This is a genomic window from Mycobacterium sp. PTI7 (assembly GCF_056679845.1).
In genome coordinates this window covers 3,744,623-3,765,007 of the sequence record NZ_CM155252.1, presented here as the reverse complement: position 1 = coordinate 3,765,007, position 20,385 = coordinate 3,744,623, and the positions used below count along the sequence as shown (strand labels likewise).

At 66.3% G+C, this 20,385-nt stretch carries 19 protein-coding genes and 1 pseudogene; 14 read left to right on the top strand and 6 right to left on the bottom strand.

Translation table 11 applies throughout. From position 1 onward, the window contains the following. Window positions 1-235 precede the first annotated feature (235 nt). From AC1MEY_RS18090 to AC1MEY_RS18075, 4 genes and pseudogenes are all read left to right on the top strand, one after another. The gene (locus tag AC1MEY_RS18090) at window positions 236-1,594 is read left to right on the top strand and encodes an esterase/lipase family protein (RefSeq protein ID WP_480226817.1); all 1,359 of its coding nucleotides are present in this window, start codon (window positions 236-238) and stop codon (window positions 1,592-1,594) included. Between the two features lies 1 nt (window position 1,595). Further along, a complete protein-coding gene (locus AC1MEY_RS18085; protein WP_480226816.1) occupies window positions 1,596-3,899 on the top strand; it encodes a HEAT repeat domain-containing protein in 2,304 nt (767 codons plus the stop codon). A 146-nt stretch (window positions 3,900-4,045) separates the two neighbouring features. Next, window positions 4,046-4,231, top strand: a pseudogene (locus AC1MEY_RS18080) (HNH endonuclease); the annotation flags it as partial. A gap of 93 nt (window positions 4,232-4,324) precedes the next feature. Next, window positions 4,325-5,038, top strand: coding sequence for a hypothetical protein (locus AC1MEY_RS18075; RefSeq protein WP_480231740.1), 714 nt, complete (start codon window positions 4,325-4,327; stop codon window positions 5,036-5,038). A 213-nt stretch (window positions 5,039-5,251) separates the two neighbouring features. Here AC1MEY_RS18075 and AC1MEY_RS18070 read toward each other — a convergent pair whose 3' ends face one another. Both AC1MEY_RS18070 and AC1MEY_RS18065 read right to left on the bottom strand, forming a co-directional pair. After that, window positions 5,252-6,607 (bottom strand): hypothetical protein, encoded by a 1,356-nt coding sequence (locus tag AC1MEY_RS18070; RefSeq protein ID WP_480226815.1) that lies wholly within the window; start codon window positions 6,605-6,607, stop codon window positions 5,252-5,254. A 477-nt stretch (window positions 6,608-7,084) separates the two neighbouring features. Then, entirely contained in the window at window positions 7,085-7,258 is a 174-nt protein-coding gene (locus AC1MEY_RS18065; RefSeq protein WP_480226814.1) for a hypothetical protein, read from the bottom strand. Window positions 7,259-7,325: 67 nt separating this feature from the next. On the opposite strand from AC1MEY_RS18065, the gene AC1MEY_RS18060 reads away from it, so the two are divergent. From AC1MEY_RS18060 to AC1MEY_RS18050, 3 genes are read left to right on the top strand one after another with little or no spacing between them, the layout of a single operon-like run. Further along, a complete protein-coding gene (locus AC1MEY_RS18060) occupies window positions 7,326-7,898 on the top strand; it encodes a TetR/AcrR family transcriptional regulator (protein WP_480226813.1) in 573 nt (190 codons plus the stop codon). 18 nt (window positions 7,899-7,916) lie between these two features. After that, window positions 7,917-8,525, top strand: coding sequence for a TetR/AcrR family transcriptional regulator (locus AC1MEY_RS18055; protein ID WP_480226812.1), 609 nt, complete (start codon window positions 7,917-7,919; stop codon window positions 8,523-8,525). Between the two features lie 48 nt (window positions 8,526-8,573). Then, the gene (locus tag AC1MEY_RS18050; protein WP_480226811.1) at window positions 8,574-10,136 is read left to right on the top strand and encodes a phytoene desaturase family protein; all 1,563 of its coding nucleotides are present in this window, start codon (window positions 8,574-8,576) and stop codon (window positions 10,134-10,136) included. Between the two features lie 3 nt (window positions 10,137-10,139). Here the strand turns inward: AC1MEY_RS18050 and AC1MEY_RS18045 are convergent, their stop codons facing one another. From AC1MEY_RS18045 to zwf, 3 genes are read right to left on the bottom strand one after another with little or no spacing between them, the layout of a single operon-like run. Further along, window positions 10,140-11,081 (bottom strand): cation diffusion facilitator family transporter, encoded by a 942-nt coding sequence (locus AC1MEY_RS18045; RefSeq protein WP_480226810.1) that lies wholly within the window; start codon window positions 11,079-11,081, stop codon window positions 10,140-10,142. A gap of 4 nt (window positions 11,082-11,085) precedes the next feature. Next, the gene (locus AC1MEY_RS18040) at window positions 11,086-11,439 is read right to left on the bottom strand and encodes a UBP-type zinc finger domain-containing protein (RefSeq protein ID WP_480226809.1); all 354 of its coding nucleotides are present in this window, start codon (window positions 11,437-11,439) and stop codon (window positions 11,086-11,088) included. 46 nt (window positions 11,440-11,485) lie between these two features. Continuing rightward, window positions 11,486-13,039 carry a glucose-6-phosphate dehydrogenase gene (zwf, locus tag AC1MEY_RS18035; protein WP_480226808.1) on the bottom strand — a complete coding sequence of 518 codons (1,554 nt, stop codon included), beginning with the start codon at window positions 13,037-13,039 and terminating at the stop codon, window positions 11,486-11,488. A gap of 105 nt (window positions 13,040-13,144) precedes the next feature. On the opposite strand from zwf, the gene AC1MEY_RS18030 reads away from it, so the two are divergent. The 5 genes from AC1MEY_RS18030 (at window position 13,145) to AC1MEY_RS18010 (ending at window position 16,548) form a co-directional block, all read left to right on the top strand. After that, window positions 13,145-13,585: an SRPBCC family protein gene (locus AC1MEY_RS18030; RefSeq protein WP_480226807.1), complete on the top strand. Its 441-nt coding sequence runs from the start codon at window positions 13,145-13,147 to the stop codon at window positions 13,583-13,585. Continuing rightward, the gene (locus tag AC1MEY_RS18025) at window positions 13,582-14,658 is read left to right on the top strand and encodes a CaiB/BaiF CoA transferase family protein (protein WP_480226806.1); all 1,077 of its coding nucleotides are present in this window, start codon (window positions 13,582-13,584) and stop codon (window positions 14,656-14,658) included. The genes AC1MEY_RS18030 and AC1MEY_RS18025 overlap by 4 nt, the downstream gene beginning before the upstream one ends. Window positions 14,659-14,710: 52 nt before the next feature. Then, window positions 14,711-15,148, top strand: coding sequence for an SRPBCC family protein (locus AC1MEY_RS18020; protein WP_480226805.1), 438 nt, complete (start codon window positions 14,711-14,713; stop codon window positions 15,146-15,148). Between the two features lie 64 nt (window positions 15,149-15,212). Then, complete coding sequence (locus tag AC1MEY_RS18015) at window positions 15,213-16,127, top strand: LLM class F420-dependent oxidoreductase (protein WP_480226804.1); 915 nt, start codon at window positions 15,213-15,215, stop codon at window positions 16,125-16,127. A 121-nt stretch (window positions 16,128-16,248) separates the two neighbouring features. Beyond that, entirely contained in the window at window positions 16,249-16,548 is a 300-nt protein-coding gene (locus AC1MEY_RS18010) for a hypothetical protein (RefSeq protein ID WP_480226803.1), read from the top strand. Here the strand turns inward: AC1MEY_RS18010 and AC1MEY_RS18005 are convergent. Next, the gene (locus AC1MEY_RS18005) at window positions 16,509-17,714 is read right to left on the bottom strand and encodes a pyridoxal phosphate-dependent aminotransferase (RefSeq protein ID WP_480226802.1); all 1,206 of its coding nucleotides are present in this window, start codon (window positions 17,712-17,714) and stop codon (window positions 16,509-16,511) included. The two genes, AC1MEY_RS18010 and AC1MEY_RS18005, sit on opposite strands and share 40 nt — an antisense overlap. Window positions 17,715-17,767: 53 nt before the next feature. On the opposite strand from AC1MEY_RS18005, the gene AC1MEY_RS18000 reads away from it, so the two are divergent. Together AC1MEY_RS18000 and AC1MEY_RS17995 are read left to right on the top strand one after the other, a co-directional pair. After that, window positions 17,768-18,874 carry an alkene reductase gene (locus AC1MEY_RS18000; RefSeq protein WP_480226801.1) on the top strand — a complete coding sequence of 369 codons (1,107 nt, stop codon included), beginning with the start codon at window positions 17,768-17,770 and terminating at the stop codon, window positions 18,872-18,874. A 295-nt stretch (window positions 18,875-19,169) separates the two neighbouring features. Next, window positions 19,170-20,381, top strand: a complete 1,212-nt coding sequence (locus AC1MEY_RS17995; RefSeq protein WP_480226800.1) for an acetyl-CoA C-acetyltransferase — start codon at window positions 19,170-19,172, stop codon at window positions 20,379-20,381. The last annotated feature ends 4 nt before the right edge of the window (window positions 20,382-20,385 follow it).

Below are 20,385 nucleotides of genomic sequence, written 5' to 3'. Positions count from 1 at the left end.
TTGAGGAACCGACGCCATCACGCCGCTGGATCGGGCTTCGGCAAGGATCGCAAACCGAACCGCTACCTTTACCCCATGTCGCAGACTACTTTCGACAGCCGACCAGGCATCTGCAGATGCAAGTCTTGCGATCGGGCATACCTTCATGCCGTTCAACCGCGGCTAACGCTACGTCGACCTTCTCCATCGCGGCGCTCGCCATCATCGAGATGAAGCTGGCCACAACGTGGTGAATGTGCAGGATCAGCCGCAGTTTGAAGAGTTCCCCTTCAATGAAGCGCTACTAAACCTTCACCGCCACTTTGGCGATCGGATCGCCAAGCGGGTGATCGTGTTCGTCCATGGACTTGGCGGCAATGGCTACAACACATGGGAAAAACTCCCCCAATTTGTTTTCGACGACTCGTCGCGAGACCCGGTCGACGTAGCCCTCTTCGATTACTTCAGCGGCCACCGTCGCAGGGTCTTGGAACGTCCGACCTTGCCTGTGATCGCAGAGATACTCACCGAGCGACTACAGGACTTATCGAAACGCTATGACGAAGTCTTCGTCGTCGCCCACAGCATGGGCGGACTGATCTCGATCGATGCGCTGCGGAGTTACATCAGGCAACGTGAAGAAGAGCCCGGACTTCTTCGTGTGCTAGCCGGAGTCATCTTCATCGCGACACCCTTCAATGGCTCAAGGCTTGCCGACTACCCGATACTCCGCGAGCTGTTAAGCGAAAGCGAGCAGTTGGCCCCCAGCAGCGCCTACCAGCAAGACCTGCGCCAGTTCATCACTGACAACATCGATACGAAAAACCGAGTTGGACTCACTCCCGAGCAGTACAAGCTCCCATTGTGGGCGATCATCGGCGGCCTCGACCGAATCGTCGAGCGCTCAAGTTCGACCTTCGGTATAGACGAGTCCCAGATTCGGACAGCAGTCAATCGCGGTCACACAGGTGTTGTGAAGCCACAAGCATCAGATAGCCAGATCGTCACGTGGGTTAGGGAGATGGTCGATGAGATCTCATCACTTCGAACCACTATCCGCGACGCTGCGGCGCAGGCAACACGTGCGGCGCTGCGTAACGCGCCGGCACATCTTGTGCTAGTCGAACTGTTCCTAGAGGCGGACGCGAACGACTCTTGGCAACCGCTCTACGAGTACGTCGTTCAGTCGGCCGGTTCCGCACTGGTGCAAGTGGAGGACCGTTTCATTTCCGGTTCAAGGTTTCCGCCCAACGTGCTGATATCGGCGCACCGTTCGCATGACCTCATCGCACGGCGAACGATGACCAGGCTGAAGGTCGAAGAAATTCGCCGGCGCTATGACGACGGAGAATCGCATGCAAGAGCGATCACTGTAGGCCCAAATCGCGACCTATCTATGAAGGCTTTGACCGAGATGGCCCGAATGGAACACGAAGACAATCAACCGTTCCGCCTGACCTTTCGCTCGGCCGATAACGATCAACAATTAGCCCTCTGCCTTCGCCAGTTCTTGGGCGAAATCGTGACGAGACAACACAACGCTCTGTCTCAATACGACACATACCCATCAGCCGGACTGCCACTTCAAATCGCCATCGACCGAGAGGAGCCCTGACGTGAATCTCGCATGGCTCGTAGCCGTCATCGAACCCGACCTCCTCACTCGACGCGGTTATGCCGATGACGGCCCAAGTAAACCGAGCACTGAGTTAGCTAAAGCGATGCAGGGTCGAATTCACAATTCGCTGTTCGACGAGGCAATCGAGGACGTAGCGGTACAGGCCGTCTACAACGTCATAGGTGGCGACGACTCCGCCGTGGAGGTGCTCGTTGGAGCTCTATACACAGATGACGTCCGCCAAGACCTCGCAAAGCTCACGGCACTCACCTTAGTTGCGTGCGGCTTCCTGGCCGATCGCGACGATGTCCCAACGTGCGAACGCATCATCGACAACGCTCTCGGGCTGCTCAACGACGAATCCCCGTCTGGCGATCTATGCAAGATGCTGGTTCTGCAGCAGCGCGCGCTACGCAGCAACGACATCGGCGAGTCAGTAACGCCCTACTTGGACGAGGTGCGCAGACTAATCGAGCAAGTCGAGTTCGACTCGTCCTTTGACCTCGTCCTCCGGACCAACGCAGATGTCACTCCGAGGGCCGCGATCGAGAACATACTGAACGCTCTCCGATCGGCATCGGCTGGCTTCAGTCTAAGCTTGCCTGCTTTTGACATGGGGTACGTGACCTCCGACCTCGAAGACGACCAGCTCGGCCAGTATCGACGTTGGTTAGATGGCACCTTTAAGGCGAAAATGAGTCGCGCGATACCTACCAGCTACGGACCCGACCAGTATTTCGAGAATCTGCGGCTCGAGGTCATCGGACACCGCGAGGTGTACAGATCTCGTAGAGAACTCGCCACGATGCGCATCGTTCGCTTCATGCCGACATTGCCCGCAGCCGTTGCCGACGACGGTCTTCGTCTTCTTCGCCTGGCAGGAGCCGACGCTGAATTACGATTGCTCGTCGACGACTTAACCTTCGCTGGCCCGATGAGTGCCGTGCTAGCTGATGGACGCCGCATCGAATCAAAGCGGACGTCAAATCGTTCACTTCGAACAGGTGAGATGATCGTCCTCGCAGCAGCTTCGGAAATCATGGCGCCAGCGGAAGCTTTCAAAGCGCTCACTCGGGTGTTGTCGATTATTCGTCACGGAGGTCCCACTACTGCGCCACTGCACTGGCATGCCGACTTCTCCAAGGATGAAGATGCGTGGATCGCAGCCGCTGCCCTGGCAGGTGCAGCCGGAACTGCAGGTGAAATCGCACGAGAACTCTTGGGGTACGCAACTCGTGAGCGACTTGCCGACCAGGCTTTCGACTCAATGATCGCGAAGATCGTTCGCCGCATCGAATGGGTCGACGTCGACAACGACCTGAAGGAACTCTGGCTTGCTCTGGCAACGGCGCAAACTTCCGACGGGCGCACGACCGTCACAGGGGCAGCCATACGCAGTGCGCTGACCATAATTTCGGAGTTGCCGGAGGGCGTTGACGCCTCCTTAAACGATTTGGCTGAAAACATCAACCACTACCTCAGGACTGAAACGCCACTCCCAGAACACATACGCCAGTCAGCCCAACGTGCTGCGCTATCGGCCCTGGCCCGCGCTGAGAAGGACGCGGCAGCCGGAACCTACGCGGTGAGCACTGTGCAACCGGCGGAGATAATCGCAGTCCTCCTGTCTCAATCGCCAGATGAAGACGGATGGTCCGGTTTACTCAATTTTCTGGCCAACCCCCTTGTGGCTCGACGCGCAAAGTCACGCGCCCTCGATGTTCTTTTGAGCGAACAGCCCTCTCTACCAACTGAAATCGCATCAAGGTACGCCGAACGGCTTTCGTGGATTATCACCGCGACCGACAGATGGGCGTTCGATGATTCGTCCGCTGAGGCCGTGTTCGTCGAGGCTCTGGGCTTCGCCTACGCCTATGGACTTCTCGCCGAAGCGATAGCCGCTCAACATTTCCGAGCTCTCACATCGAGCCCCGATACACACAGACGCCGTCAAGCGGGACGGTATCTGTCCCTGCTCTCCTCAAGGTCGATGAAGGACTGGATGTTGCCCATGGTCCTGGCTCTGAGTAGCGATTCGGATCCGAAGGTTAGATTCGCGGTCACTCGGGCCCTCGGTGAGACTTGCCAGCGGCAGGATGTAGTCGGGGATGTGGCGATCGACCGGTTGAGCGACTTACTGCAGAGTGAAGGGATTTACGTCCCACTGAACACCCTCTCGCAACTTGGGCCAGCAGTGTTGAGGGTTCCACGGATTGACCGTATAGTCCGGCAGTTGCGAAATGACAGTCAGTCTTGGCGCGTGCGCAAGCGCGCCGCGGAGCTCATTATTGAGATCGGATAGGCACGCGGACCACAGGGTCTGCTTTCGGTCATAGTCCGCTAGCCTCGCCATCCGTCGGCCGTATTGACGATCGGCTCTTCGCTACGAGCGAGACCTTGCTGCACGCGCCCAATGCAAAGAACTGACCGTCGGAGAACAATCACGACATGGCGATCTCTAAGCGGCTCCGGTACGAAATCCTGCGGCGCGACAACTACACCTGCCGATACTGCGGACGCTCAACACCCGAGGTCAGTCTGACAATCGACCACGTCGTGCCAGAGTCCCTCGGCGGTTCGGACACTCCGCCCAATCTGGTCACAGCTTGCGCAGACTGCAACTCAGGCAAAACGTCGTCGATGCCGGATTCGCCTCTCGTAGCAGCTATAGCAGATGACGCAGCTCGATGGGCCGCGGCAATGCGGCAAGCGGTCGAAGAGAACCGCATGAATGACAACACCGTCGTACATGAGGCTGTTGTTAAGGCCTGGACCTCGTATCGGCGGAGTCGGGAGATCCCAACCGATTACCGGGAGACCATCGACCGGATCATTGCAGCAGGACTCCCGGCCGAAGACGTCGTCGCGATGGCACGGGTCGCTGACGCGAAGGCCAGCGTGCAGGATCGCTGGGCCTACTTCTGCGGGTGCTGTTGGAATCGGATCCGCAACCTCCAGGAACGCGCAAGTGAGATCTTCTCCACCGCTGTCGCAGAGACGCCGAGGACTGCCCAATTAGCGCCCGACTCCCAGCAAGCTGTCGACCAGACGGAGCTTCGCCGAGCCGCCACCAGATGGTTCAAACCCATTTGGTACGGCGAAGCGCGGGAAGCCGGATACACGCGGTGGGTCCAGGTCCATCCCGACGACCTCGAGGCTGCGCGAAGGGAAGCGGCGGACAAGAGTCCGGAGGAACTCGGCTACATTGACGCCGCAGGCCGTGTGCACCTCACCAACGCGCCTCGGCCGCCCGAGTGGATAGACACTGTCGCCGATCTCCTCGACAAGGGCCTGACGAAATCCGCTATCGCCGACAACGTGCGAGCCGCGATGGCTGCCCCCGTGGAGCATCAAGAGCGCTGGCAGCTCTTCGTCACGCTTTGTCTCAGGCAACTGAACCCGAATACCGCTGCGGTTACGCAACCTCGCGGCTCAAGCTAAAAGCCCCCGACCGTCGTTAACCGCTGTTATCCATGAGGTTCGGACTTGTGTTGGCCGTCGCTTGAAGATCGGCGAAACGCTTTGGCGTCGCTAATTTTTGCGTTATGTCGCGGCGAACAATCCCGTCCGCCAGGGTCGGCTGGCCTGTAGTTCACCGATGACAGGGATTCTGTCAACCGGCCGCCGTGGTCAATAATATTTCGCTGCGTCAATTCATCGGCGAATAAGTCTCCGGATCTCCGTTCGGGATTCCATCGGTTTCCAGCCTGGGCCGGTCGTCTCGATCTGCTTGTTGGGCAACAAGCGGTGGTGGGCGGCGCCTGGGAGCAACGCTGTGTCGAGTGGGTGGATTGCGTTCGGGTTATGAAACACGTCCATTCCTTCGAGCCAAGTTTCCGGGTGGCCTTCGGTGACTATCTGTTCGAACGAGATTGGGGTGGACGCGTGGGGGTTGGGATTCCAAGCGGTCCCGTACCGAACCAGGGTGATGTTGTCGTTGCCGAATCCAGCACCGACACCCATCCGGTTGAACTTGTTGAGGGTGCCGGCATTGTTGAAAAGGACTGCGCTGACGTTCTCGGTTTTTGGTAGTGAGAAGAATCCGGATGGCACCACCTTGGTGCCCCACCTGTGTTCAGTGATGACGGTGGCATCGATGATCAGTCGGTTGGCGTCGTCGCGCCGAGGTGTATGGGTCAGACCGTAGAGATAGCTCGGCAGCGCTGAAAAGCTATAGCCCATTGAGAGCGGCGCGTGAAAGTCCTGGATCGCGAGCACAAGCGGCTTCCCTGCTGCCGCTGGCATCGTCCAGTACTCCTTCTTGAGTTTGGCGTTCAGAGGTCCGGCGTATCGGATTGGAAGGTAGTTCTGCACATAAAAATCGAACTCCTCGCGGCTGCGCGGGATCAGCGGCTTGACGGGTCGCCCGTCAGCAGATGTGGTCGGCTGAATCGTCGTAGCCTCCATGGCCAACTCGCCATAGATCCCACGGGCTAACATGTCCGGTGCCGGCTTCGGACGTGAGACTTGTAGTCCGGCCTCGATCAGCGCAGCGAACAGGTAGAGCTCCCATACACGGGCGTCGAAGCCGTTGGTCTGAAACTGCTCCACGAAATTCCCGTCGACATCCTTGTACCAGCGCATCATCGCGCCAATGGTCGCTCTCGCGGCAGAGAAGTCGTCGCCGAAGGCCAGTCGACGGAAGCTCGGGTGAAGTTTCGCCTGTGGGACTCGGGGGGCGAAGAAGTCGACCGCCTTACCGACCTCGTCCCCCTGAATTCGCAGCTCATCTAGGTTCGGCAGCAGATCGGCCAGCTTGCTGTTCAGGCCGGCGACGGCCGAGTGACGCGATTCGAAGGGGCCCGTTACGGTTATCGCGCGAAAGCGTTCCAACCTGTCCCGCGCGAGGATCACCGTGTGAAATTCGCGATCTGTGTCTATAAACAACGTAGCGAGCGCCCTGCCGTCGTCGGACTCGAACCAGGCGAGCTCTTGGAGCGCCAACGCGGCTTCAGGCGACCGGCAATACGACGCAAGCGCGTCCCACCTTTTCAGGGAGATCTCGCGCATCGCCACCACCATTCGCTTTGACGAGTGTCCCGCTGAACAAATCCACAGCGTCCGCCCCTAGCGGTCCATGCGATCGTCTCGCGCAGGACGTCGAGGCTACGTGTGATCAGCATCGCTGCATGTTCGGCCGAACAGCAGTGGGACTCTAACAAGCCCCGGCATCACCCTGACGATAAGTTCCATCACCACGACCGTTACCGGCCAGGGCACTGCGCTCATCGCTTATTCGCCGCTTATGCCTGCGACACGCCGAAAACCAAGGCAAAGCGTTGAGAAGTCCCCTGCACTCAACCCGCTGTTCAAGCCCAGTAGTTGGCAATCACCGCGGCGTGTCGAGAACCTTCAACCTAAAAGCGGAAGGTCGCCGGTTCGATCCCGGCCCTGGCCACCACGAACGCAGCACGCGCGTCGGTGAAAGACGCATTCGGTAGCGGATCACTCGCAGTCTCCCGCCAGAACGCAACTCTCGACGAGTCGCTAGCGCTCGACGCGCCGGGTCGTCACCGGAAACGTCTGCTCCCCGATCGAGTCGGCGCACTCGCACCGCCGCCAGAACGTCCCGTCCCAGGGATCGTCGTACCAGCGGATCATCGTCGAACACCGCGCCACGTGGCTGCACTCGCCGGCCGTGCACCGGCGGCACTCGATCACGTCTCGGATCCTCCCACGCCACCGGAGCCCACTCCCGTCACTCGCGCGCCGGTAGCATTTCGCGATAGTGAACGACAGCTTCCGCCAACGTCTGTTCGACGCCCTCGAGGAGTCGATCGCCCAGGACGGCTACCCCAAGACGACCGTCGCGGACGTCGTGCGCCGGGCGCGGACGTCGCGGCGGACCTTCTACGAGCACTTCACCAGCAAGGACGACTGCTTCGTCGCGCTGCTGACCGAGGCCAACGCCGCCCAGATCCGGCAGATCACCGCCGCCGTCCGGCCCGACGGCCCGTGGGAGGCGCAGGTGCGTCAGGCCATCGAGGCGTGGGTGGCGTCGATGGAGTCGCGGCCCGCCCTGATGCTGAGCTGGATTCGCGACGTGCCCGCGCTGGGCACCACGGCCCGCCTGCTGCAGCGCGACGCCATCGAACACTTCGTCGAGATGGTCCAGGCGCTCGCGGGGTCGGCCGGCTTCCTGGCCGGTGGTGCCGGGCCCGTGTCACGACAGCGGATCATCATGCTGCTGGGCGGCTTACGCGAGCTGACGGCCATCACGGTCGAGGGCGGCGGGCGGATGAGCGACGTCACCGACGAGGCCGTCGACGCCGCGATCGCCCTCGTCGGGCCCAGGAACTGACGGGGGTACGTTACGGACATGGTCAGGCCCGCGCAGACCGCCCGCAGCGAGCGGACCCGCGACGCGCTGCGCCAGGCGGCCCTGGTGCGGTTCCTCGGCCAGGGCGTCGAGGCCACCTCCGCCGAGCAGATCGCCGCGGACGCCGGGGTGTCGCTGCGCACCTTCTACCGCCACTTCACGTCCAAGCACGACCTGTTGTTCGCCGACTACGACGCGGGCCTGCAGTGGTTCCGCGCGGCACTCTCCGAGCAGTCGGGGGAGGCGTCGCTGATCGACTCCGTGCACTCCGCGGTCATGGCGGCGCCCTACGACGTCGACGCGGTGGCCAGGATCGCCGAACTGCGCACCCAGGAACTCGACGCCGGCCGGATCGTCCGCCACGTGCGGCAGGTGGAGGGCGAGTTCGCCGAGGCCGTCGAGGAGTTCCTGATCCGCACCGACCAGACCGGTCCCGGCGCCGACGAACGGCTGCGGGTGACCGTGACCGCCCGGTGCGTCGCGGCGGCGGTGTTCGGCGCGATGGAGGTGTGGATGCTGGACCCCGACCGGTCGCTGCCCGAACTGGCGCGGCTGTGCAGGACCGCGCTCGAGTCGGTCGCGGAGGGGTTCGACACCGACCGTCGCTGATGTTTTGTCACAATTGACAAAACTCAGACCCCGTGCCAGCCTCGGCTGATGGCGGACTTCGACGCGATCGTCATCGGTGCCGGACACAACGGACTCACCGCGGCGACGCTGCTGCAGCGGGCGGGCATGCGCACGCTGTGCCTGGACGCCAAGCTGTACGCCGGGGGCATGGCCTCGACCGTCGAACTCTTCGACGGCTACCGGTTCGAGATCGCCGGCTCGGTCCAGATCCCGACGTCGGCGGTGGTGAGCCGCGAACTCGGCCTCGATCGGCTGCCCACCGTCGACCTCGACGTGATGTCGGTGTCGCTGCGCGGCGTCGGCGACGAGCCGCTGATCTACTACACCGATCCGGTCGCGCTGATGACCCATCTCGACCAGGTGCACGGCGCCGAGACCGTCATGGGGATGGCCGGCCTGATGGCCTGGTGTCAGGCGCCCACCCGGGCGCTCGGCCGCTTCGACGCGGGAGCGCCGCCGAAGACGCTCGACGAGATGTACGCCTGTGCCGGCAACGAATTCGAGCGATCGACCATCACGGACATGCTGTTCGGGTCGGTCACCGACGTCCTCGACCGCTACCTGCCCGACCGCGAGAAGCACGGCGCGCTCCGCGGCATGCTGGCCCTGCTGGCCGTCAACACCACCTACCGCGGGCCCGCGACCCCGGGCACCGCCGCAGCGCTCGCCTACGGGTTCGCCGTGCCCGACGAGAATGCGCTGCTGGTCAAGAAGCTCCGCGGCGGCATCGGCGCGCTCACGACGCACCTGTGCGACGAGTTCACCTCGCACGGCGGCGAGATACGACTGCGCAGCCGGGTCGACGAGATCCTGGTAACCGACGGCCGGGTCGGCGGCGTCCGGCTCGACGACGGATCGGTCATCTCGGCGCCCGTCGTCGTCTCCGGGATCGCCCCCGACCACACCGTCACCACGCTGATCGACCCCGCCGCCCTGCCCGCCGACGTCCGGGACCGGTTCGGCCGCGTCGACCATCGCGGCAGCTACCTGCAGATGCACTTCGCGCTCGACGGCATCCCCGAGTTCGACGCTCCCTACGAGGTGCTCAACGACCCCGCGATGCAGTCGAACATCGGTATCTTCAGCACCCCGGAGGAACTGCAGCAGCAGTGGGAGGACTGCCGCCGCGGCATCGTGCCCGCCGATCCCGCCATCGCGCTGCAGATCCCGTCGGTGCACGATCCGGGCCTCGCCCCGGCGGGTAAGCATGCGGCGTCGGCGTTCTCGCTGTGGTTCCCCATCCAGGAGGGCGAGTCGAGCTACGGCGACATGAAGGTCGAGATGGGCCGACGGGTGATCGAGAAGATCACCCGACTGGCGCCGGACTTCGCGTCGAAGATCATCCGGCACACCACCTTCACGCCCAAGCACATGGGCACGATGTTCGGCGCCCCGGGCGGCGACTACTGCCACGGCCTCATCCACCCGGACCAGATCGGCGTCAACCGTCCCGGGCCGAAGGGGTACGTCGATCAGCCCATTCCGGTGTCGGGCCTCTACCTGGGCAGCGCCGGCTGCCACGGCGGGCCGGGCATCACCTTCGTCCCCGGTTACAACGCGGCCCGGGCGGTACTGGCCGACGCGGGCTAGCCGCTAGGACGACACCGGGGTGTCGTCGGGCTCGGAGACCGTCAGCAGGGCCTCCGCCACGTAGGGGTCCTGCTCGAGGCGGTGCTCCAACTCGCGCAGCGTCTTGGCCACCGACGACTCGACGGCGTCGCCCTGGAGGTCGACGCTCGCGATCACGAACAACCGCTTGGGACCGATGAACTCGGGGCGCAGGAAGCGAACCTCGGCGACCTCGGGGAAGCCCCCGAGCCGGGCGACGAGCGCCTCGTGGATGCGCGGGGAGCCCGGCTCGCCGGTGAGGAACTGGCGGTTCCGGTCGATCAGGATCACCGCGACGACGCCCAGCAGGACGCCCACCAGGATCGAGCCCACCGCGTCCCAGACCGCCGACCCGGTCAGCTCGTGCAGCAGCAGGCCGAGGAACGCGATGACGATGCCGACCAGCGCCGCGCTGTCCTCGGCGAACACCGCCCGCACCGTGGGGTCCGACGTCGCGAGCGCGTAGTCCAGCACCTCGCTGTCGAAACTGGTTGCCTCCCTGCTTAGTTGACGGGTGGCCTGCAGCAGCGACGTCCCCTCCAGCACGAACGCGACGGCCAGCACCACGTACGCCAGCAGGTAGTTCTCCGACGTCGTCTCGGAACCGTGCAGCAGTTCGCTGACGCCGCGCCAGATCGACAGTGCCGCACCGACGACGAACAGTCCGACCGCGGCCAGCAGCGACCAGACGTAGGTCTCGCGGCCGTAGCCCAGCGGCCGCCGTGCGTCGGCGGCGCGGGTGCCGCGCCGGTTGGCGATGAGGAGGAACACCTCGTTGCCGGTGTCGGCCCACGAGTGTGCGGCCTCGGCGCTCATCGACGCCGACCCCGACACCATGGCGGCCACCGTCTTGGCGATCGCGATGACGAGGTTGGCGCCGAAGGCGACGATGACGGTGAGCGTGCTCTCACCACCGGCCTTCACCATGGCGTCAGTCGGTGCGGTTCTGCAGCCGCGCCATCCAGTCGCCCGGCACGCGGTCGTGCGGGCCCGGCACGGTCTGCGCCTGGGGATGGCTGTGCGGCGCCGCGAGTTCCGGACCGTCGTAGTACGCGTCGGTGGAGTAGTCCCAGAACCAGTCCTCGCCCGGCTCGAACGACTGGATGATCGGATGCCCCGAGGTGCGCCAGTGCGCGGCCGCGTGGCGCGACAGCGAGTCGTCGCAGCACCCGACGTGACCGCAGGACGCACATCGGCGCAAGTGGAACCACCAGCCGCCCGCGGCGTCGCAGTCGACGCATCCGGAGCCGCTCGGCGGGACGGTGGGATCGACCGCATCGCTCATGGGTCGAAGCCTAGCCGCGCCGCCGATGCACAGCCCGCCGGCGGGTCTACTTCTTCTCGCGCCACGCCCGCTCGAACGGCAACCGCCACGCGTTGGGGGCGACGAGCTGGTGGATGGCGTTGGGGCCCCACGTGCCGGGCTGGTACTGCTTGACCGGCGGCGGATCGTCGAGCAGCTGAACCGAACGCTCCCAGAGGGATTCGATGCCCTCGGCGGTGGTGAAGAGGGTGTGGTCACCCCGCATGGCGTCGAGGATCAGCCGCTCGTAGGCCTCCAGCACGTCGCCCACGTTGTCGGTCTCCTGCGTGGAGAACTGCATCGACATCTTGTCGAGCTTCATGCCGGGCCCCGGTCGCTTGCCGTAGAACGACAGCGACACCTTCGACGCGTCGGCGAGGTCGAACGTGAGGTGGTCGGGCCCCTGGGACCCGACGCCGGAGCCCGCCGGGAACATGGTGCGCGGCGCCTCCTTGAACGCGATCGAGATGATGCGCATGCCCTCGGCCAACTTCTTGCCGGTGCGCAGATAGATCGGCACCCCCGCCCAGCGCCAGTTGTCGATGCCCACCCGCAGCGCGATGAACGTCTCGGTGTCGGAGTCCCGGGCCACGCCGTCCTCGCTGCGGTAGCCGGCGTACTGGCCGCGGACCACGTCCGAGCACTGGATCGGCAGCATCGACCGGAAGACCTTGTTCTTCTCCTCGCTGATGGCGCGCGGCTCCAGCGCCGTCGGCGGTTCCATCACCACGAACGCCATGACCTGGAACAGGTGGGTGACCACCATGTCCTTGTACGCGCCGGTGCTCTCGTAGAAGTTGGCGCGCTGGTCCAGGCCGAGGGTCTCGGGGATGTCGATCTGGATGTGGTCGATGAAGTTGCGGTTCCAGATCGGCTCGAACAGGCCGTTGGCGAAGCGGAACGCCAAGATGTTCTGCGCGGCCTCCTTGCCCAGGAAGTGGTCGATGCGGAAGATCTGACGCTCGCGGAACGTCTCGTGCACGAAGTCGTTGAGTTCGATCGCGCTGGCGAGGTCGGTGCCGAACGGCTTCTCCATGACCACCCGCGACCGGTCGACCAGGTTGGCGTCGCGCAGCATGGTGATCACCGCGCGGGCGGCCTTCGGCGGCACCGAGAGATAGTGCAGGCGTTGCACTTCCGCGGTCATCCCGGCCGCGACGTCCACCTCCGAGGACAGTTCCGCCTCCGCGGCCCCGACGGCCTCGGCGAGTGCCTCCGGGCCTGCGCCCTGCGGGACGTAGGTGATCCGGCTCGCGAAGTCGTCCCACTGCTGGGCGGTCAGCTCGTGCGAGCCGAAGGCGTCGACGGCCTCCCTGGTCAGGGCGCGGAACGCGTCGGGCGTCAGATCCTCCAGCGAGGTACCGACCACCCGGATCTTGGGCGCCAGCGAGGACAGCACGAGGTACGCCATGCCGGGCAGCAGCTTCCGCTTCGCCAGATCGCCGGTCGCGCCGAACAGGACGATGACGTGCGGCGCGAGCGCCGCGTCCTCGCGCCGGCTGGGACGCGCGCCGGGCGCGGGGTAGGCGATGGTCTGCGCGCTGGTCTGCTGGGCTTCCTGCTCTGCGTCGGTGGTGGCCACACCGGAGATGCTTCCATCGCTCGGTGAACGGCGCATGGCAGCCGCGGAATTCGCCACGGTCGCCAAAGCCGAACCGCTCCCGGCGCGTTTGGCTACTGTCGCGGCATGGCAGTCAGCGACTCACGCGAAGTCACCATCGATGCGACACCCGACGAGATCCTGGACGTGATCGCCGACGTCAAGACCGCCCCGGACTGGTCGTCGCAGCATCAGGGCGCCGAGATCCTCGAGGAGGACGCCGACGGCAGGCCCAGCAAGGTCAAGATCAAGCTCAAGACGATGGGCATCACCGACGAGCAGGTGGTGCAGTACACGTGGACGTCCACCAGCGCGAGCTGGAAGTTGGTCAGTTCCGGCCAGCTGAAGACCCAGGACGCCAGCTACACCCTGACCCCGGACGGCGCCAAGACGAAGGTGCGCTTCGAGATCACCGTCGACCCGTCGGTGCCGATCCCCGGCTTCGTGCTCAAGCGCGCGATGAAGGGTGGCCTCGAGGCCGCCACCGAGGGCCTGCGCAAGCAGGTCATGAAGGTCAAGAAGGGTTGAGCGCGGGTCCCCTGGCCGGGGTCAAGGTCATCGAACTCGGCGGCATCGGACCCGGTCCGCACGCGGCGATGATCCTGGCCGACCTGGGCGCCGACGTGGTGCGGGTACGCAGGCCCGGCGGTCTGACCATGCCCGCCGAGGACGTCGACCTGCTGCACCGCGGGAAGCGCATCGTCGACCTCGACGTGAAGAACGATCCCCAGGCGCTGCTCGACCTCGTGGCCAAGGCCGACGTGCTGCTGGACTGCTTCCGGCCCGGCACCTGCGAACGGCTCGGCATCGGGCCGGAGCAGTGTGCGGCGGTGAACCCGCGGCTGATCTTCGCCCGCATCACGGGCTGGGGGCAGGACGGCCCGATGGCCCGCACCGCCGGCCACGACATCAACTACCTGTCGCAGACCGGCGCGCTCAGCGCGATCGGCTACCGCGACCGGCCACCGGTGGCGCCGCTCAACCTGGTCGCCGACTTCGGCGGCGGCTCGATGTTCGTGCTGCTCGGCATCGTCAGCGCGCTGTACGAACGGGAGCGCTCCGGCGAGGGTCAGGTGATCGACGCCGCGATGGTGGACGGCGTCAGCATCCTGGCGCAGATGATGTGGACCATGAAGTCGACGGGCTCGCTCCAGGACCAGCGCGAGTCGTTCCTGCTCGACGGCGGCGCGCCCTACTACCGCACCTACGAGACCTCCGACGGGCAGTACATGGCCGTCGGCGCCATCGAGCCGCAGTTCTTCGCGCAACTCGTCAGCGGCCTTGGACTGACGCCCGACGAGCTGCCCAACCAGTTCGACCTCGGCCGCTACGACGAGATGCGCGAGATCTTCGCGCAACGGTTCGCCACCCGGACCCGCGCCGAGTGGACCGAGGTGTTCGACGGCACCGACTCCTGCGTGACGCCCGTGCTCACGTGGACGGAGGCCGCGCTCAACGAGCACCTGCTGGCCCGCGGCACCGTGGTGACCGCCAACGGCGTCGACCAGGCGGCGCCGGCCCCCCGATTCTCGCGGACGCCGTCGGGGCCGGTCGGCTCACCGCCGTCGGGCACCACGCCGCTCGACCAGATCGGCTGGTGAGTTAGCCAGCGGAAGCACTGCGGGAGGCCGGAAGGATGGCTACCGTAGCTTGATGGCAGTTCGAGCCTCCCGGGAAGTGGTGTTCGACGCCGCGCCCGAGGCGATCCTCGACGCCCTCGCCGACATCGAGGACGTGCCGTCGTGGTCGACCCTGCACCGGCAGGCCGAGGTGCTCGACCGCCATCCCGACGGCAGGCCACACCACGTCCGCGCCACGCTGAAGATCATGGGCATCACCGACCGCGAGGTGCTCGAATACCACTGGGGTGACGACTGGGTGGTCTGGGACGCCGCGGAGACGTTCCAGCAGCGGGGGCAGCACGGGGAGTACAACCTCACCCGCGAGGGCGACCGCACGCGGGTGCGGTTCGACATCATCATCGACGTCGCCGCGCCCGTCCCGGAGTTCCTGCTGCGGCGCGCCAAGAAGATGGTGCTCGACGTCGCGGTGGACCGGTTGCGCTGCCGCGTGACGCGCAACCACGGCTGACGCGGCCCGAACTCACCGTGATCCGAAGGGAATGCCCCGCGACGCGTGCCGGGTTGACCCTGGCATGCCGACCGGAGTGGTGCTACACCGCAGCGAGACGACCGCCAACGCCGTCGACGACTTCGTCGACCAGGCCCGCGCGGCCTGGGACGCGGGCGTCCGCCAGGTCTGGGTGGCGCAGCAGTTCGATCACGACGCGATCGGGCTGGCCGGGCTGATCGGTGCCGCCGTGCCCGGTCTGGGGGTCGGGACGTTCGTCGTGCCGATCAACCCCCGGCACCCGCTGATCGTCGCCGCGCAGGCGCAGACGGCGCAGGCGGCGTCGCACGGCAACTTCAGTCTGGGCCTCGGCCTCGGCAGTCACGGGCCGGAACGGCAGGCGTTCGGCACGGCGTGGCCCAACCCCGTCGCGCGGCTGCGCGAGCACCTCCTCGTCCTCAGGTCGATCCTCGACACCGGCGCCGTCGACTTCCACGGCGACGAGTTGACCGCCGCACCGGAGTGGACCGTCAGCCTGCCCGGCGGGACGCCGCTCCCGGTGTACGTGGCGGCGATGGGACCGAAGGCGCTGGCGGTCACCGGTGAGCTGGCCGACGGGACGCTGCCCTACCTCGCCGGTCCGCGCACCATCGGCGAGTTCATCGTGCCGACCATCACCGATGCCGCGACGGCCGCGGGCAGGCCCCGGCCCCGGGTGATCGCGGCGGTACCCGTGCTGGTGACCGACGACGTCGAGGCGGGTCGTGCGGCGGCCGCCGAGGTGCTGAGCTTCTACGCCGCCATCCCGTCGTACCAGAAGGTGATCGCGCGCGAGGGCGTGGACGCGATCGCGGACCTCGCCGCCGTCGGTGACGCGGAAGCCGTTGCGCGCCAACTCCGCCGCTACCTCGACGCGGGTGCCACCGACGTGGTGCTCAGCCCGCTGCGCGGCGCCGACGACGACCGCGGAGGACTCTGGGACGTGGCCGCGGCGCTGTAGCCGTGGGTGCTAGCCGGTAGTCCGCCCTGGATGCCAGCGCCGACGCGCGCCCGACGCCCGCGCGCGATGGTGGAGGAATCGGATCACGGGGATCCGGAACCGCATCCATCGGAGGACCGCCATGAAGAACCTGCTCGCCAGCGCCGCCACCGCCGGCTTCATCCTCGCCGCTGGAATGAGCCTCGCCGCACCGGCATCGGCCGATCCGCTGGCCGGCGGATCCGCCGCCGACGCCGTCAGCAGCCTGCAGTCCCGCGGCTACGACGTCCAGGTGCAGGGCGACACCGAGTCCCCGCTGTCGGAGTGCACCGCCACCCAGATCAGCGGCCTGTCGGGTACCGACTCGTCCGGCCACGCGGGCGTCCCGACGGGGTCGACCGTCTACGTCACCGTCGCGTGCGACGACGACCACGACGAGTGATCGCGCAGCACCTGCAGGCGGCGGATCGCCTCGTTCATCGTCTCGTCACGCTTGCAGAACGCGAAGCGCACCAGGTGCTTCCACTCGTCCGCGTGGGCGGCCGCCGAATCGCAGAACGCCGACATCGGGATCGCGGCGACGCCGGCGCGTTCCGGTAGCTCGGCGCAGAACGACGTGCTGTCGACGAAGCCCAGCGGCCGCGGGTCGGCGCACAGGAAGTACGTGCCGTGGCTGTCGTGCACGTCGAAGCCGATGTCGGTGAGCGCCGCGGCGAGCGTGTCGCGGCGGATCTGGAACGACTCGCGCAGCGTCGCCACCCAGCCGTCCTCGTCGTTGAGCGCCCGCGCCACGGCGGGCTGGAACGGCGCACCGCCGACGTAGCTCAGGTACTGCTTGGCCGCCCGCACGCCCGCGATGAGTTCGGCGGGGCCGCACGCCCAGCCGATCTTCCAGCCCGTGACGTTGAACATCTTCGCCGCGCTCGAGATGGTGATGGTGCGCTCCGCCATGCCGGGGTAGCTCGCGATCGGCAGGTGCCGGTGCCCGTCGAACGTCAACGTCTCGTAGACCTCGTCGCTGATCACCAGCAGGTCGTGCTCGACGGCGAGCCGCGCGATGCCCGCCAGTTCGGCGTCGCCCGCCACCATGCCCGTCGGGTTGTGCGGCGAGTTGAGGATCAGTGCCTTGGTGCGGGGCGTGACGGCGGCGCGCATGGCGTCGACGTCGATGACGAAGCCCCGGCCGTCGCGCACCATCGGGACCGCCACCCGGTGACATCCCGCCATCGCGACCACGGGGGAGTACGAGTCGTAGAACGGCTCGACGAGCAGCACCTCCGACCCCGGCTCGACCAGTCCGATCATCGAGGCGGCGATGGCCTCCGTGGCGCCGACGGTCACCAGGATCTCGGCGTCGGGGTCGTAGGTCACCCCGTACAGCCGTTGGCGCTGCGCCGCGATCGCCTCGCGCAGCGGCGGGATGCCCAGGCCGGGCGGGTACTGGTTGACGCCGTCGGCGATCGCGTCCTGCGCCGTCTTCAGCATGTCGGCGGGGCCGTCCTCGTCCGGGAAGCCCTGTCCCAGATTGACCGCGCCGATGCGTGCGGCCAGTGCCGACATCTCGGCGAAGATGGTCACCGCGTAGGGCCGGAGCCGTTCGACCGTCATGACACCCGAGCTTAGGTGGGAATGAAACCCGGCCGTTCGGCGCTGTGGGCGTCATGACCTTCACGCTGGCGGCCGACGCGGCCCTGCTCAAGCCCACCCGGATCGGCGAGACAGCGGTCGAGAATCGAATCTTCATGGCGCCGTTGACCAGATCGCGCGCACAGGCCGACGGCACCCCGTCCGACCTCGCCGCCCAGTACTACTCCCAGCGTGCGGCGGCGGGCCTGATCATCTCCGAGGCGACGGCCGTGTCGAAGGAGTCGAACGGCGCGTACATGAACACGCCGGGCATCCACACCGATCGCCATCAGGAGAAGTGGGCGGAGATCGCCACCGCCGTGCACGACGCGGGCGGCCGCATGTTCGTGCAGCTGTGGCACGTGGGCCGGATGGGCCACCCCGACATCGGCGGCGTCGAGACCGTCGGCCCGTCGGCCATCGCGGCCGACACCGTCACCCACACCCCGACGGGCAAGCAGCAGCTGCCGGTGCCCCGCGCACTCGCGACCGCCGAGATCGCGCCCATCGTCGAGGACTTCCGCCGCGCCGCCCGCCGGGCCGTCGACGCGGGCATGGACGGTGTCGAGATCCACTCGGCCAACGGCTACCTGCTGCACGAGTTCCTCTCCGACGTCGTCAACCAGCGCACCGACGTCTACGGCGGATCGCCGGAGAACCGCGCCCGGCTGACCGCCGAGGTGGTCGAGGCCGTGGCCGACGAGATCGGTGCCGGCCGCGTGGGCCTGCGCATCTCGCCCGGGAACACCGCCGGTGACATGAGCGAGGTCAACACCGTCGACGCCTACGAGGCGCTGCTGCGCCGCATCTCGCCGCTGGGGCTGGGCTACCTGCACGTGCTGATCGAGCCGTCGTCGGCGGAGTTCGGCGTGATCCGGGCCGTCTGGGAGGGCGCGCTGGTGCTCAACACCGGCCGAGAGGTCGAGACGGACTTCTGCCAGATGGAGTCGCTGGCCGGCTGGGGTGCGATCAGCGCCGCCGCGTTCGGCCGGGCGTTCCTGGCCAACCCCGACCTGATCGACCGGCTGGTGCTGGGCGCCGAACTCAACGAGCCCGACGTCGCGACGTTCTACGCGCCCGGGCCCGCCGGGTACGTCGACTACCCGACCCTCACCGAGGTGGAGCAGCCCCAGACCGCCTGACGCTTCTCCCGCGACAAGACGTGAACTCCCCTGTTTCCTGGCGAAACAGGGGAGTTCGCGTCTGTTGGCGAGGTGGGGTGAGCGGGCGCTGGGCCGAGCGTGACGCCACTGCGAGGAATCCGCGCGATCGTCGCAGTGGGCTCACTCTCGACGGCCCCGGGACGCTGGGCAAGCGCCCAACCAACGGGTTGGGTGAGGCTGATAGGCTCGCACCGCGAGGATCATCCTCCACGCCGGGCTTCTGTAGTAGGGGAAGTCTGCGTATCCATACACCCCAGGACCTGGAGAGTCAGACATGTCCGAAGAAGCCTTCATCTATGAGGCGATCCGCACACCGCGCGGCAAGCAGCGCAACGGAGCCCTCAACGAGATCAAGCCCGTCAACCTCGTCGTCGGCCTGATCGACGAACTGCGCACTCGTCATCCCGACCTCGACGAGAACCTGATCAGCGACCTCATCCTCGGCGTCGTCTCGCCCGTCGGCGACCAGGGCGGCGACATCGCCCGCACCGCCGCGCTCGTCGCGAAGCTCCCCGAGACCACCGGCGGCTTCCAGCTCAACCGCTTCTGCGCGTCGGGCCTCGAGGCCGTCAACACCGCCGCCCAGAAGGTCCGCTCCGGCTGGGACGACCTGGTGCTCGCCGGTGGCGTCGAGTCGATGAGCCGCGTCCCCATGGGCTCCGACGGCGGCGCGTGGGCCACCGACCCCGAGACCAACTACCGCATCGGCTTCGTCCCGCAGGGCATCGGCGCCGACCTGATCGCCACCATCGAGGGCTTCACCCGCGACGACGTCGACGCCTACGCGCTGCGCAGCCAGGAGAAGGCCGCGGCCGCATGGTCGGGCGGCTACTTCGCCAAGTCCGTCATCCCCGTGAAGGACCAGAACGGCCTCGTCGTCCTCGACCACGACGAGCACATGCGCCCCGACTCCAGCCTCGAGGGCCTCGCCAAGCTGAAGACCGCGTTCGACGCAGTCGGCCAGATGGGCGGCTTCGACGACGTGGCGCTGCAGAAGTACCACTACGTGGAGCGCATCAACCACGTGCACACCGGCGGCAACAGCTCCGGCATCGTCGACGGCGCCGCGCTGGTGCTCGTCGGCAGCGAGAAGGCCGGACAGTCGCAGGGCCTGACCCCGCGCGCCCGCATCGTGGCCACCGCCACCAGCGGCGCCGACCCCGTCATCATGCTGACCGGCCCGACGCCCGCCACCAAGAAGGTGCTCGACCGCGCGGGTCTGACCGTCGACGACATCGACCTGTTCGAACTCAACGAGGCCTTCGCCTCGGTGGTGCTCAAGTTCCAGAAGGACCTGAACATCCCCGACGAGAAGCTCAACGTCAACGGTGGCGCCATCGCGATGGGCCACCCGCTCGGCGCCACCGGCGCCATGATCACCGGAACCATGGTCGACGAACTCGAGCGCCGCGGTGCGCGCCGCGCGCTCATCACGCTGTGCATCGGCGGCGGCATGGGTGTCGCGACCATCATCGAGAGGGTGTAGGACC